The sequence below is a fragment of the Jeotgalibaca ciconiae genome, assembly GCF_003955755.1.
In the GTDB taxonomy this organism is placed as follows: Bacteria; Bacillota; Bacilli; order Lactobacillales; family Aerococcaceae; genus Jeotgalibaca; species Jeotgalibaca ciconiae.
On sequence record NZ_CP034465.1, the window covers coordinates 2,896,416 to 2,911,682 of the forward strand.

At 35.3% G+C, this 15,267-nt stretch carries 15 protein-coding genes; 1 reads left to right on the forward strand and 14 read right to left on the reverse strand.

Annotated elements, in window-relative coordinates; translation table 11 throughout:
• Positions 1-164 precede the first annotated feature (164 nt).
• Together EJN90_RS13545 and EJN90_RS13550 are read right to left on the reverse strand one after the other, a co-directional pair.
• Entirely contained in the window at positions 165-1,751 is a 1,587-nt protein-coding gene (locus EJN90_RS13545; protein ID WP_126112105.1) for an amidohydrolase, read from the reverse strand.
• A complete protein-coding gene (locus tag EJN90_RS13550) occupies positions 1,748-2,821 on the reverse strand; it encodes an ABC transporter substrate-binding protein (protein WP_126112107.1) in 1,074 nt (357 codons plus the stop codon). Before EJN90_RS13550 ends, EJN90_RS13545 begins: the two co-directional genes overlap by 4 nt.
• A 253-nt stretch (positions 2,822-3,074) precedes the next feature.
• Here EJN90_RS13550 and EJN90_RS13555 point away from each other — a divergent pair, with 253 nt between their 5' ends.
• Entirely contained in the window at positions 3,075-3,887 is an 813-nt protein-coding gene (locus EJN90_RS13555) for a hypothetical protein (RefSeq protein ID WP_126112110.1), read from the forward strand.
• Positions 3,888-4,424: 537 nt separating this feature from the next.
• Here the strand turns inward: EJN90_RS13555 and EJN90_RS13560 are convergent.
• The 12 genes from EJN90_RS13560 to EJN90_RS13615 form a co-directional block, all read right to left on the reverse strand.
• Positions 4,425-4,937 (reverse strand): GNAT family N-acetyltransferase, encoded by a 513-nt coding sequence (locus EJN90_RS13560; protein ID WP_126112112.1) that lies wholly within the window; start codon positions 4,935-4,937, stop codon positions 4,425-4,427.
• Between the two features lie 209 nt (positions 4,938-5,146).
• Entirely contained in the window at positions 5,147-6,595 is a 1,449-nt protein-coding gene (locus EJN90_RS13565) for a glycoside hydrolase family 1 protein (RefSeq protein ID WP_227872631.1), read from the reverse strand.
• A gap of 44 nt (positions 6,596-6,639) precedes the next feature.
• Complete coding sequence (gene celB, locus EJN90_RS13570) at positions 6,640-7,995, reverse strand: PTS cellobiose transporter subunit IIC (protein WP_126112116.1); 1,356 nt, start codon at positions 7,993-7,995, stop codon at positions 6,640-6,642.
• Complete coding sequence (locus tag EJN90_RS13575) at positions 7,979-8,524, reverse strand: hypothetical protein (RefSeq protein ID WP_126112118.1); 546 nt, start codon at positions 8,522-8,524, stop codon at positions 7,979-7,981. The genes celB and EJN90_RS13575 overlap by 17 nt, the downstream gene beginning before the upstream one ends.
• Before the next feature lie 15 nt (positions 8,525-8,539).
• Positions 8,540-8,854 (reverse strand): PTS cellobiose transporter subunit IIA, encoded by a 315-nt coding sequence (locus EJN90_RS13580; RefSeq protein WP_126112120.1) that lies wholly within the window; start codon positions 8,852-8,854, stop codon positions 8,540-8,542.
• A gap of 24 nt (positions 8,855-8,878) precedes the next feature.
• Positions 8,879-10,879, reverse strand: a complete 2,001-nt coding sequence (locus EJN90_RS13585; protein WP_126112122.1) for a BglG family transcription antiterminator — start codon at positions 10,877-10,879, stop codon at positions 8,879-8,881.
• Positions 10,880-10,895: 16 nt separating this feature from the next.
• Positions 10,896-11,210 (reverse strand): PTS cellobiose transporter subunit IIB, encoded by a 315-nt coding sequence (locus EJN90_RS13590; RefSeq protein WP_126112124.1) that lies wholly within the window; start codon positions 11,208-11,210, stop codon positions 10,896-10,898.
• A gap of 367 nt (positions 11,211-11,577) precedes the next feature.
• Positions 11,578-12,057, reverse strand: a complete 480-nt coding sequence (locus tag EJN90_RS13595; RefSeq protein WP_126112126.1) for a hypothetical protein — start codon at positions 12,055-12,057, stop codon at positions 11,578-11,580.
• A gap of 148 nt (positions 12,058-12,205) precedes the next feature.
• Positions 12,206-12,616, reverse strand: a complete 411-nt coding sequence (locus EJN90_RS13600) for a DUF2871 domain-containing protein (RefSeq protein WP_126112128.1) — start codon at positions 12,614-12,616, stop codon at positions 12,206-12,208.
• Between the two features lie 43 nt (positions 12,617-12,659).
• A complete protein-coding gene (locus EJN90_RS13605) occupies positions 12,660-13,256 on the reverse strand; it encodes a TetR/AcrR family transcriptional regulator (RefSeq protein ID WP_126112131.1) in 597 nt (198 codons plus the stop codon).
• 20 nt (positions 13,257-13,276) lie between these two features.
• Positions 13,277-13,957 (reverse strand): ABC transporter ATP-binding protein, encoded by a 681-nt coding sequence (locus EJN90_RS13610; protein ID WP_126112133.1) that lies wholly within the window; start codon positions 13,955-13,957, stop codon positions 13,277-13,279.
• Positions 13,958-13,960: 3 nt separating this feature from the next.
• Complete coding sequence (locus EJN90_RS13615) at positions 13,961-15,037, reverse strand: ABC transporter permease (protein ID WP_126112135.1); 1,077 nt, start codon at positions 15,035-15,037, stop codon at positions 13,961-13,963.
• Positions 15,038-15,267: the final 230 nt, after the last annotated feature.

Genomic DNA, 15,267 nt, shown 5'->3' on the forward strand with positions numbered 1-15,267 from the left:
ATACCAGCGGAAAATTATTGGAATCTTCTAATAAATATGAACAAAAAAGTCTAATATAGATTCTAATATTCGTTTTTTACGTATTTTTAAATATAAAAAAGGTTTTTTTCTAAAAAAACATAGCAAAAAACCTCTTCGACCGACAGATACGAAGAGGATGTCTATTATTTAAAATCTAAAAGAATACCATTGAAATAGGTTGCTATTACTTTCGTTTGCAGCAGTTGATCAATGGTATCCTCTAAAATATTATGATCCAATACACAAATATCTGCCAACATACCCGCTTCCAACGATCCAATATCGTTTCTACTTACGGCCATCGCTGCTCCCTTTGTGTGGGCATATAATGCTTCCAAAATTGGGATACGTTGGTCTTTCATCAAACCATGTGAAGGGTTGCCTCCGATATCTTTCCTCGCCACAGCATAGTAAATGGAGTCAAGAGGCGTTACATCTACTACAACCGGTGAATCGGTACCGAACCCCAATGTCGCTCCTTCCTTTAAAAATCCATGAAAAGGAAACATCTGCTTCGCTCGTACCGCCCCTACTTCCGCATCCAACGCTTCCCAACCTACCAATAAATGACTGGGCTGAACAGAAATTACAAGCTGATCTTGTTGTACCAAGTGCATATCATTCCAATCCATTACTTCCAAGTGTTCTAGCGTATTGTATTTTCCTTCCGGAAGCGGATAAAGCATCTGACTTTCCTGGTAATACTCCAAACCTAAACGAATCGCTTGATCTCCAATAGTATGGATACGAATCGGCCACCCTTTTTTATTTGCTTTTAAAATCAAACAGCGCATTTTTTCGACTGCAATTAAAGGAGCTCCGGCATCTCCACTAAAGTATGGATGCGCATATTCTTCTTTCATAAAGGCTGTATGTGTGCTCGTTACACCGTCAAAAAATTGCTTCACTCCACCAAAATTTAGTAGTTCAGAATGATATTTCTTCGCAGTTTGTTCAATTTGTAAAGTCTCTTCGCGCATGGCTGGAAAGAAATTAATTCGTAAGCTTGTATCTTCTTGAGCAGTTTCATACAAAGCTGGATATACTAAATCATCCTTTGCTTCTCCCGTTAAGGCTACGTCGCCAACTGCAGTAATTCCCATTTTATTGAGATGCTGACAGTAAGAGTGAAATTCTTTCGTAAAATTTTCTTGAAAAGGCTCTAAAATTTGGGCTAAATAATGAATCGCGACAGCTTCCAAAAAAACGCCTGTCAATCCTTCGGTATCTGCTAAAGCTTCTCCACTCACATCTTTTGGGACAGTTTCCATTTTTATATTCATGACTTCCAAAGCTTTCGAGTTCATCCAAATCGTATGTGCATCACCAGAAATCAGTAAAACTGGAATATCTGGACAAATATGATCAATTGATTTTCTGGTAGGATAAACATTTTGTCCAAATTCACTACTGTACCAGCCAATCCCAATTTTCCATCCGTTTACCACATCTAGTCGGGGTACTTGGTCCGCAACTTCCTTTTCTGACAAACCGCTAACATAGCTTAGATTTTTGTTAAACAATAAAACAGAGAGATAAAGGTGGACATGAGCGTCAATAAAGCCCGGTATAATCATGTTGTCTCCATAGTCAATCCTCTTCTTGTCTTCTGGAATTTCTTCCATCAAACCGACACGCGTAATTCTTTTTCCCTCAATTTGAACAAAGCCAGCGAATGTGGACTTTGTCCTTGTATCGAAAATATAATTTGATGTAATCAGCACTGTTATAACCCCATTTTCATATTTAAGAATAATTCATTGTAGTAATTCATCACTTCTTGTCCTAAATACTCGTAGTGTTCCAAGTCTTGGATATCTTCTGGATCTGGATAAAGAAGTTTGTTGGCTGTCACTTCACCAGGTAAAAGTTCCTTTGCTGCTTCATTTGGCGTTGCATATTCCACATACTCCGTATTTTGTTTCGCATTTTCTGGCCGAAGCATAAAGTTGATGAAGGCATAGGCTCCTTCTTTATTCTTTACAGTTTTTGGGATAGCAAAATTATCCGTCCAAACGACCCCGCCATTCTCTGGCAAAATATATTCAACGTCAGGATTTTGAGAAGCGACCCAAGCAGCATCTCCTGAATAGCCTATTCCAATAAAAGCATCACCGTTAATCATTAAAGAACGAATTTCATTATTCAAAATCGCATGAATATTAGGTGTTAATTCAGCCAAATATTTAGCTGCTTCCTGTAAACTATCGTAATTAATTTCATTCAAAGATAATTCCATTGCCTGCAATGCAATTCCCATGGATTCTCTAGCACCATCAAGTAGTAATACTTCGTTTTTAAAAACAGGATTCCATAAATCTGCCCATGTCCGAATATTATGATCAGGCAGTTCTTTTGTATTAACCATGATTCCTACTGTTCCCCAAAAATAGGGAATCGTGTACTGGTTGTTCGGATCATAGGGCTGATCCATCAAAAACTCAGAATTATATTCCATACCAACGATTTTATTATGGTCTAGTGGTACAAGTAAATCTTTTTCAATCATTTTAGGAATAATAGATCCACTGGGGAACACCAAATCATAATTTGTTCCGCCTTGCGAAATTTTCGTTTCCATTGCTTCATTTGAATCAAAGGTATCGTAAACAACATGATAACCTGTTTCTTCTTCAAACTTCGTTATTAAATCTCGATCGATATAGTCTCCCCAATTAAATATAGTTACTGTATTGCCACTGCTAGAGTCATTGGATTGCGAAGAAATAAATGCACGTAGGCCAAAGATTACAATAATCGCCGCAATTATTCCTCCAAAAAATATATTTAATTTCTTCACTTTGCATTCCTCACATATCTTTCATTTTGATATCTATTTTCAGTACGAAAACTATTATACGAATTCGCCTCTTATTAGTAAACAAAAAATTTACTAAAAGTAAACTATTTTTTCTAGTAGAATAAAGTCAAGGCGATTACTATGAGTTTGGTAGAACATGAAGGAGATATAGGGCGGATGTATCGCTATTCGTTTTGCTTTACATTCTACTTGGTTCGTTTTATCGTTAAAGTAGAAAAAGGAGGAAACGATTATGACGCTTGCATCATATAAGCAGCTTATTGCATTAGGATTTTCTGGTCTATTGTTGGCAAGCTGTTCAACTGAAGTTCCTGAGAATTCTGCAGAATCAGATTCAATATCCGAAGAAATACAGAGCCAAGAAACTAGCAATGAAGAGAGTATTGGTTCAGAAGAAAGCAGTGTTTCGGAAGAACTGGAATCTGAAGAAATAGAAAGCGAGAGCCAAAATTCAACCGATGACATCCGATCTCAATTTGAGATGGAGGATGAATATGTGTTATTACCACGCTATTTCCCTGGTTTTACAACACCCACTGGGGTTGATATAATCAGTAATAATCCTGACATTTATGATGTCGTGTATCGGAACGAGGATGGTAATCAACAAATAGAAGTTTTGAGTAGAATTTACGATTCACAAGATGGAGCACTTCAAAATATTGAAGAAGTAATTAATGGTTCCGTTGCAGTTCCCGAAAATGAAGAAAGCGCTTATGACTTAGGCTACGGAATTACTGGCTACGGAGAAGCTGGAGCTGGAAACTTTTATTTCGGGTGGGAAGAAGGAAACTGGACCTTTACGATTCATTCTCATTTGCAAGATGATTGGGATGTTCATGGAATCGCTACAAGGATGGTTGAGTATTTAGAAGAAAATTATTTACCTGCCCCATCACAAAGGGGAACGATGTATATTGACTACCCTGAAAAGGACAGAGATCCTGAAGTCCATGTTCTATGGAACGTAGATAATCGTGTTTACGAAGTAAGTACGGTTTCGACACCAATCGAAGCAATGGATAGCATTATTTCAATGGAATAACTCACTGATCAAATTTTCTGGCGTAATCGAATACCCCCTTCCTATTTATTTTAATATGATAATTTTACTCCCTTAATTTGTCACTAAACTGGCTGTACAATCCAACTAGATCATATAGACATAAAAAAAGTTGAAGCGACTGTTTATCACAGGCTTCAACTTTTTTATTTGGGATTTTCATTATTTCTTTCATACTTATTCCATTTCCAATAATTGTAATAGAGTTGGATAGCAAAGACGGACAAAATAAAAATTGAAGCAAGCAATTTTAATTCCGAACTTCGAACTAAACCGAAGTAAATTATTATAATGAAAAAAACTATTAATGGCGTAAGCCATAAGGTACGTATCATTCTGCGCCGATAACTCAATCCGTAATAAACAAATCCAAATCCCTTATCTCTCTTTTCTTTATTCCTATACAAAAATGATAAAATGAACGGGAAAATAAGAATGGCAAGTAATATAATTATTAATCTATAACTAATTGCCAAGTTAACACCCTCTTCCTGTTTTTCCTACCTAAGATTTATCTAATCACATAACAAAAGACAAATTACTCCAAGCTAGTACTACTTCTATTAATTCTTGATTATCAATCTCTATTATTGCTTCGCCGATATAAGTTGCTCCTAATTTTTCATAAAAACTCCTTGACGGATTATCTTTTAATACTTGAACCATCATATTCTCAATTCCATTTTTCCTTAAATCCCGTCTGAATTCCCTTACCAATAACTTACCTATTCCTTTTTTATGGTAATCTTCCAAGAGATAAATCGCAAATAATTCACCTTGGTAATTTGGAAATCGTTCTTGATAGCGATTTTCACCACCTACAATATATCCGATAATACTGTCATTTTCCGCAACAAAAACAATGTTTTGACTATTCTCGAGTGTTCTTTTAAATGCTTCTTCTCTCACTTCATAGCTCATATCCTCAAGAAAAGAAGATGAAACAATACCTTGGTATGTTGTTCTCCATGAATCAACGTTCACCTTTGCCATCCCTTTTGCGTCTGTCAAAACTGCTTTCCTAACGCGCATTTGTAATCACCCCACTTTTTATTTTATCACAATACTCTATTGCCATTTAGACATCTATTCGTCATAAGATTTTGGTAAATACTAAGTGACACCTTATTTACGTAGTTAGACATTTTTTCTGATTTTTTTGAGAGTTGAATAATTTTCTTCGAAAAAGAGAGCTGAGTTCAAGTACCTCAGCTCTTTTTGATTCTATTCTTCTGTTTTGATTATTCCCAAATAGCTTCGCCATCTGTTTCAATTATGTTTTTGTACCAATAGTAGCTATCTTTTTTATAGCGATTCAAGCTTGGATTGCTCTCGTATTCTGATTGATCAACATAGACAAAACCGTAGCGTTTTTGATAGCCATTTAGCCAACTTAATAAGTCGGTAAACGACCAGGTACAATATGCGATGATGTCACTACCTTCATCGATGGCCATTTTAATTTGTTTTAAATGTTCTTGAATATACTTGATACGATAAGGATCATGCACAGATTTATCCTCTTCCAACTTATCAAAAGCGCCTAAGCCATTTTCGGAAATGATGATTGGTAAATCGTATCTGCTTGTAATTTCTCGACAGCCAATACGCAGTCCCATCGGATCAATCGTCCAATCCCAGTCAGTAGTAGGTAAATGAGGATTTAAAGGACTCTTGTAGATTCCAGCCATACCTGTTTCTGTGGATGTTCCCTTTTTTCCAGATACATTCACAATACCTGAATTATCAACACCATCTTCAGGATTGTGCTCAACCACGTCACTACGATAATAGTTAACACCCATGAAATCTACTTTTTCAGAAGCAGATTTTAGCAACTCAAAATCTCCTTCTTGAATTTTTGGAGCAATGTTTTTAGATTCGAGATACTTCATCGCTGCTCTGGGATAACGACCGTATGCATATACGTCCATCCACCAATAATTTTTTAAGTCATCGAAGTCATGCTTCGCTAAAACATTTTTTGGTTTAGTATCCAGTGCATAACTAGGATGAAAAGCAAAACTTGCTCCCACCATTCCATCAGCTACTATCTCATGAAACTTTTCAACTGCTTTCGCATGAGCTAAAAAGGCATGATGATTTACCTGGTAATGTAATTTGTCTTCATCTGATAAGCCTGGTGGGTGTTGAGCTGATTGCCAACCCAATCGAGTAAAAATATTCTGTTCGTTCATCGTAATCCAATATTTCACTTTATTACCGTATTCTTTAAATAATGTCACAGCATATTTTTCAAAGTCTTCTATGATTTGACGGCTTTCCCATCCTCGGTATGCGTCTTGTAGATATTGCGGTAAATCCCAGTGGTATAAAGTAATCATTGGTTGGATCCCGTTTTCTAAACATACATCAATAATATCCTGATAAAAATCAAGTCCTTTTTGATTAACTTCATCCATCGAATTTGGATAAATCCTTGTCCATGCAATGGAGAAACGATATGTTTTCATCCCCATTTCTGCCATTAGAGCAATGTCTTCTTTGTACCGGTGGTAATGGTCTACTGCTACATCTCCAGTTGTTCCTTTAAATGTCTTACCAGGAATTCTGACGAATTTATCCCAAACAGATGGACTCTTTCCATCTTCATCCCAAGCCCCTTCGATTTGATAGGCAGCCGAGGCACTTCCCCATAAGAAATCTTTCGGGAAGCTTCCTTTTTCAATTGTTAGCACGAAAAGTTCCTCCTCTTTTGAAGTTGTTATAATTTTTATGCTTCTGAAATTTCCATTTCTTGTTGCAGTAGTTTTTGATCGTATGCTCGAATAAAGGGATAATAAATCACTGTTGAAAGTCCCAATAATAGGAGTGCCAGCACAACACTACGCCAGTCTCCACCTGTACCAATAAATGCACTGATTCCTACGGGTGTTGGCCATGGTGCCTGAGCGATAATTGGACTGATAAAGCCTAGTTTGATTGCCCAATAGCTAAGTGAAACATTTATCATTGGTGCTACAATAAACGGTATTGCTAAGTATGGGTTATAAATAATTGGAAGACCAAAAATTACCGGCTCATTAATATTAAAGATAGATGGGATAATCGCAGCTTTTCCAAGTGATTTCAACTGTTGAGACTTAGCAAAGAAGGTAATAATGATAACCGCACCCAACGTTGCTCCAGAACCACCAATTTCAACAAATGTTTTAGCAAAAGCCCCTGCAAAAGGAACAATTTGCCCTTCTTGCGCATTCAACGCCAAATTCCCCAATAAGATTGGTTGTAGCATTGGAATGATTGTATTCGTTCCATGGATTCCCACAAGCCACAATAAGTGAATGAAGAAGAAAATAACTACTACTCCAAGCCATGAATTCGCAATATTGGTTACGAAACCAAATGGTACTTCAATCATTGTAAAGATATCTGTTCCAAGCGCTACCAAGATTCCGTTAATAATAATAACTACAAAAGCAATAACAAATGCTGGAACTAGAGCAGTAAACGAACGTGTTACGCCATCAGGAACACCTTCTGGCATTTTGATAACCCATTGTTTCGCTACACACAAACGATATAGTTGAACAGCGATGATTGCCATGATAATTCCCGTAAAGATACCTGCAGTACCTAAACGCGCAACCCCATCACCACCCATAATCCAACCATTTACAATTGTTGATGCATCGGTGATTTCTGTCACACGAACAATTGAACTGTCTGCAAACACTAAGACAGGAATTGACATGAAGAATGCGAACATGGATAATAGTGCACCGTTCAATGGGTTTAAATCCAAGTCGTCTTCCTCTGCGTATATTTTGGTATATTCATACCCTAATACTAAGTTGAAATAAAGAGCTAAAATTCCCATTGTTGCTGTATTAGCGAGCATATATAACGGACTTATTTTTCCTAATGATGTGTCAAAAATTCCTTGAAGTGCTGGAATGGCAGTTGGAAGTACATTTAATACTAAGAACATAGATCCAACGATTGTAAATGGAATCGCTGCAACCCCTGCTCCCATAATTGCTCTTACTATTTTGAATTGAGCCATTTTACTTAACGGACCCATTAGATTGTTTTCAAGCCATGAAAAGAATTTATTTTCTTGTTCCATAATTTTTCTTTCTTTCCTTTCCAGATGTTTTTTCAAAATCTACTATTGCTTGCAACGTTTTATCTGAATTGTTCTTTATTTGTTCTACTCTTCTTACATCCAAGAGACTAATAATGGCTCCCACCAATAAAATAACAAACAGAAATAGCCATCCTTTAGTCGTATTTGCAATAAATTCAAACAACCTCTCCATCCCCCATGAAGTTAAACTGGTCAGAATCAAAGCAAGATTGACCCCTAATTGCACAAAAAAGTATCGATTGGTACTCTTTAAATGAATCATGTCTTTAGGTGTGGTGCCATTCAATTTTACTTGTTCATATATGGCTGGTACAGATAATACCATGACTGCTAATGGAACAATCCAAAAATTACTTGCAGTAACAAAAAAACTAATCAACCAATACAGATTAGCGAAAAAAAACAATGCCAGTGAATATCGAAACAACAAAAATCGATTATAATGCATATTTTTCAGAACTGCTTGGTCTCGATTATTCTTATAAACAGTCTGTATTTTTTTCGGCATATTCTTCTCCTCTTTTTAATTGATTCGTTTATACAACTCTAACATTTCTAAAGCAACTTCTCTTAATGTCATCGTTGTCATCAGGTGATCTTGAGCGTGAACCATAATAATGTCCACATTTACTTCTTCTCCGCCTGCATATGATTGCAGCAACTGTGTTTGTGCTTTATGAGCTTGAGTTAGTTTATTGTTGGCATCCTCTAATTTTTCAATCGCAGTTTTTTCATTTCCTTCACGCATCAATTTAAATGCTTCGTGAACCACTGTTCTCGCATCTCCACTATGTAAAATAATCTCAAAAGCCACTGCTTGTATTTGTTCTTTATCCATAATTTCTCCTTCCCCTTTGTGTTTTCAATTGTCATAAGATAAAACTTTAATAAATGCGTTAGTAAACTCTTCAAAAGTCGTACATTTCACCAATTCCTTGCGAAGCGAATCATCCTCAACTACCGCAGTCAATGATTGACTAATAACTTCGAGGCCTGCACTCTGAAAGCGATCAGGAACCAGCATAAAAACTAACTGAATATCTTTATTAGCTTCATCCCATTCCACTTTTGATGGAACAATGGCTACAGCAACGTATTGGGAATTCGTTACCCCATCAATCGGATGAGGAACTGCTAAATATTTTGAAAAGGCCACGGAACTAAATGATTCCCTTAATTTCAACTGGGTACTCAGTTCATTGTATATCGGACGTTTCTCGACTTTTTCGATAAGTGAAATCAACTGATTGATTACCTCTTTTTTATCTGTTGGACGATCTACAAGTAGGAATAATTCCCGTTTGAAGAAAGTATGAAAGACATCCTTCATTTGATAGGATTGAAGTTGAGGTGTATTTTTAAGCGTCTCAAGTCCCTTGTGTTGGGAGATATTTCCATTGATTTTTTTAATATCTTCTTCTCCAAGAAATACACTTACTTGTACGACTGGTATGTTAAAGATAACATTGGATAAGTTTATTGAAGAGATAATTAAATCAATTCCTTCCAATTTCTCATCTGTTATTTCGTAATAACTGATTACTTCATCGATTGCGAGTTTTGAACCAAACTCATTTTCCAGTCTCATTTTCAACATTTGTGAACTGCCTAAACCTGTTGCACAAATAACCAAAACATGAACTTTTTGTTTGTTCATAAATCTTTCAATCGCTGCCAATATGTGAATCGCAACATAAGCCCACTCAGATTCAGATACATTGTATTGTTTGAAGATAGGCATCTCAGCAATGAATTCCAACACCCAGTTGAAAACTTGATGATGCTTCTGTTTCACTTCTGAAAGCAATGGGTTTACATGTTCTGTATTATTTTGGAGACGAACAAACATCGGCGTAAAATGAGTCATTAGGCCATCCACTAGTATGTGGTCATGCACCATATCAACACCTGTTTTTTTATCCATATTTATTAACGCTTGAGTGAGCTGCTGTTTAATTTCTTGCTCATTGAATATTGTCTTTTGATAGACTGATTCAGTCGTTACTTTATTTGTTAAATGTAGAGCAATATAATTTGCCTCTTCATCTGGAAATTCAATCCCTAAACTTTTCGTTACACGATTGATGATCCGAATCGCTGTTTGATATTGAATCGAATTCTTGTCTCCATATATTTCAATTGCATCCATTTCAAAGCCAGAATGGATTCGTTTAATCGCAAGTCCAATATGAAGGACAATATTATAAATCACAAAATCAGATAACTGTAATTGTGCTTCACGACACTCATCCAAAACAATCATCAAAATCTCAGCAATATTAACCTCTTCCAGCAAACTTGTATACAAAGAAAAGGCATGCATATTGTCACTTAGTTTATTCATAAAGAAATATTCCATAATAAAGTGCCGCTTTGACTGCTCTTTTCCAAAAATATATAAACCTCGGTTCGGCTTGCTTTCCAAGAACAAATCATATGGCTTCAGTATTTTTTTTATTTCAACTAATTCGTTCGATACAGTAGAGCGTGAAACAAATAGTTCATCCGCTAAGTTCTCAACCAGAGCTTGATTTCCTTCCAATAAGAGCTGTTTTAAAATATAATATTGGCGTTCCCCAACATCTTGTATCGGTATGGGTCTCTTTTCCGCTTGCAGCGGGTTATAGACATTTTGATAAAAAATATTGAATGTATTTGAATCATGAACGAGAAGGCGATAACCTTGACCTCGTTTTGCTTCAATAGCAGCTCCATTCTCTTTTATTATCTCGTCAACGTTTTTGACATACTTTCGAGCTGTTCGATCTGAAATATCTGTTTCATAAGCAATTTCTTGAGCGGTTATAAAATGATTTCTATTTTGATATAACAGTCTAAGAATTGTAATTTGTTTTTTGTTCAAATGACATCAACCTTAATTAAATGTTTTCCTCCACAACCGTTGCTAATTTTTGAATGCCAGTTGGAATGGGTACATAAGCTTGAGGCGGAATATTCACAATAGATTTATCATGATTTTTTGCTGATTTCGCCAATCTTTCATAATGCATCTTTGTTTGTGGACTAACAAGATATACATCATACTTATCATCCTCTATTGCTTGTGCCCCTTCTCCAATACCAGTTGCCTCTACAATAATTTCTTCTCCTTTTGAAGCAAAATACTCGGATACTTTTTTCGCTAATAAAGACGAACTCATTCCTCCAGCACAAATAATCAAACCTTTTTTCACACTAAATCCCTCCATTAATTTGCTTTATATCTCTATAAGATTTATTACATTGTAAGCATAATGTAAAACGCTCGCATTGTTAATAGATATATTTTCCGTATCGATACGGAAAATATTAAATCATCGGACAGAGTCAATGTAAGTTGAATATTTATAAAGTTGACAATAGATAAGAATATGGTCATTAGCGTTCCGACATCCATACTAATGATTATTTCGCTTATCGTCAAATAATCTTCATTTCGAAATATTTAATGGATTATTAACAACTCTTAAAAACGGCAAAAATAAAGACTTCAAAAACGTATTCGTCTTTGAAGTCTCTGACTTTATTATGCTTTATATTTTTTACTTAAACTCACAGCTGCTAATAACTTAACGCTCTTGAAGAATTTATTTTTACAGTTAAACCAAGTTCATGAATTGGTCGGCCATCACGATCGTAGATGAAGCTTCTAGCTTTTTTGCTATCTGCCATTGCTAATATTAACCGATCGCGAAATGGTTCAGCTAGTTCATCAAACAAGAAAGAGTCTTCATCCAAAAGATATTTAGAGCGCAGGGAATTAATTTCCCCAGATTTTTTCAATCGATAGCTCCTAGTTGGTAGAGTTCCATCAATGGTTCTTTTTTCGATTCGATATACATACCTTTCATCACCATAAATGATTTCTAAAGCACCGGTATTCGTCCGAATATATTGTACGTTCGAATGATTTTCCTTATGCAATTCCCACCAAGCTTTAATCCCTTCGATTGCTTCTTCTTCGCTCTTATAGCTACCGTGTTCTTTTCTAACTCTTCCAAACCGACTTTGCCAATAATTGGTATAAACTGTTTGCACCATACCATCACTCCTTCTTTTTGGATTTGTTTTTCTATCACTAATGTAACAAAAACAGAAAGCGATTACAACAAATGAATACGTTAAGCGACATCAATTACTCAGAACATTCAGTTCATACAAATAAGTGATGTCGTCATTGCTTTATATACTACTTACTATCGCTACTTACTGCACCAAGCAATGTAAAGAAAAAGAAAAACAATCCAATTGTAATGATAATATGGCCTACACCAGCAATTCCAGCAAGCGCTGGTAGCGCTCCATAATCTAAAACGGTCAAGCTACCGCGAATGAGCATCATTAGTATCGTAATACCTAAACCGATATTATAAAAAAGATAAAATTTCCGATAGTTTTTTTGTTGACTAATTTTAAAGTTCTTTTCCAATAATAATACAAATAAGAAGAAAAACATACCCAGAATTAAAGTATGCGTGTGCAATACACTCAATTGTGTTTTTCCTGTAAAGTTATTAAACTTAGTGAATTCTCGATAAAAAAGACCAGAAACTAATCCAAAAATCATGTAAAACATACTTGTGCGTACTAATCTATTCATTTAAAAGTTCCTCCAAAATATTATTTCCATTCATAATCAAGTATTACTTTATTCCTTTCGTCAACCAGTGACTTTTGAAACGAAAATCTTTTACCAGCTCTTCTTTGCTCCAATCATTCGCTATATAATCCTTTAATGATCCCATAACAACAGACATTACGAAATATAAAAAGCTAACTGCCTCTTCATAACTCTCCATCTTAAATTTGTTCAATTCAAGTAGGTCCATCCATTGTTTCATCATAAACGATTCAGCGGGGAAGTCCTTTCGGCGATAAGTCACTAAATCCGTTTCTTGTGTAAGAAACTGGATTCCTCTCCAATAATCACTATTATGATCTAGATTGCTACACCAAAATAAATATTTTTCAATTCCCCCAAAAAAGTCATTTTTGTTCTCATCAATAAACTTTAAAATATCGACATGGATAATCGTTGAATATTTTCTGGTCATATATGTATAAGCATCCTCTAAATCTCGGAAGTATTTATAAAATGCGCCTCTCGACATATGCATCGCTTCAACAATTTCCGATACCTTCACTTGACTGGCATGACGATTATAAAACTTTTCAAGCAGAATCATTTCTAATTTTACTTTCTTTTCATCTGATAAGTTTAAAAATGTTTCGTTAGGCATACTTTTCTCCTTTTTAGATATTATTTTGCCTTTTCTTCAATTAATTGTCCATCTTCCATCCGATAAACACGGTCACTCCATTCAATCATGCGAGAATCATGCGTTACCATGATCGTTGCCTTTTGTTTCTCATGAGCTTCTTTTACTAATAACTTTACCACTTCATAAGCATGATCTGTATCTAAACTAGCTGTCGGTTCATCTGCTAAGATTAAACTAGGATCATTAAATAAGGCTCTTCCGATCGCTACCCGTTGACGTTCTCCACCAGATAAATCACGAGGATACTTATCCTTCAAATCAAAAATATCTAAAGAGCTCAAAATGTGATTGATACGGTCATCTTCATTTTTCTTTTTTTCTACTTTATCAACTAAATAAAACTGTTCCTTTACTTTTAAAAAAGGAATTAAATTGGAACTTTGAAGAATAAAACCAATTTCCTTAAAACGAAGCTTCGATCGTTTCTTTTCTGACAAATTAGAAAAATTAATATCGTTAATAATAATCTGGCCGGAAGATGGATTTTGTAGTCCACCAGAAATCGTCAGAAAGGTACTCTTCCCTGATCCTGATGGGCCAATGATACTAATAAATTCCCCTTGCCTTACTTTAAAGTCAATTCCTTTTAAAGCCGTCACTCCTGTACGACCTTCACCAAATTTTTTTACAATATTTTTCATTACTAATACGTCTTTCATACCTTACCCTCCTATCGCTGTTATTGGATCAACTTTTGTTACAGTGTGTACAGAGAACAAACCACCCAAAACTGCTACTAAAATTAGTATGCCACTATAGATAAACCATTGGTCGAACATGATAGCAAAAGGCATTGCTTCGGGCAAAATGAAACTTGTTAAATAAGCAAGTACAAAAGCAGCAGCTACTCCTATTAATCCGACCATGAGCGATTGACCGACAATTGATTTCGCTATAAAAGTATTACTAATTCCTTGAGCTTTCATCACACCAAAGATATTCGTTTTTTGTAAGGTAATGACATACATAAAAATGCCGACAACCGCTGCAACTACAAAAAACAGAAAATAAACCATTGCATCTAATGTAAGATTTTGTGCAGAATAACCAGGTATGCTTTCAATAAAGTCATCTTTGGAAAGCTTTTCTAATTTTGTCTTTCCGTCATTATTGATTGTTCCTTGATTTGTTTTTACAGCGATAATATTAATCGGTTGCTCTTCCTCTGAGGTAAAGGGTTGATCACCGAATTTTAAAATGCTCCACGTATCCAACGAAGTATAAATGACCGGTGTAACGGTATAAAAAGTCTCAGGGAAAATACCTACAATTGTTAGTACTTCATCTGAATTACCTATTTTAACTTCGTCTCCAATCTTATAACCTTTTTCTGCTAGATTTTGAGAAATAATAATATCATTCATTCTCCGAAAAGACGTTCCTTCTGTTACTTTCGGCAATATAAACGCATCTTCATTTGTACCGAATACAGAAATATTTATTTTATTTTCTTCATCGTCAATGGCTCCACTGTATAAACCAATCGGCGCGGTTTCTGAATTATCTATACGAAAGATGTCATTTCTCGTCAGCTGAGAAGCAGCAAACGTTTTATTAGCATCTTCTGATAGAATAATTTCTTGTGCATCCCAGTCATCAATCGCTTTTTTAAATTCTTCTGCAAGCCCTCTTGCTAAACCTGAAAGCATAAAGACAACATAAGCGATTAATAACATAATTCCAATAATTAAACCATAACGCAACTTTGAATAGCGCATTTCCTTTATTGCTAAAAACATATATATGAACCCTCCTACATCTTTATTTGAACAGATTTTCCTTAGTGACAAAATGTCACTAGAGATTAGAATACACCAAAAATGACACTTTGTCACTAATAAACATTTAAAAAATATCATCTCATTCATATCTAAAAAGTAGTACTTCTTGAAGATACAGCATGTTCTCTGCAATTTTTCTCTAGGTATTATATGATTAAGGCAAGACAATAAAACATGAGGAGCGATAA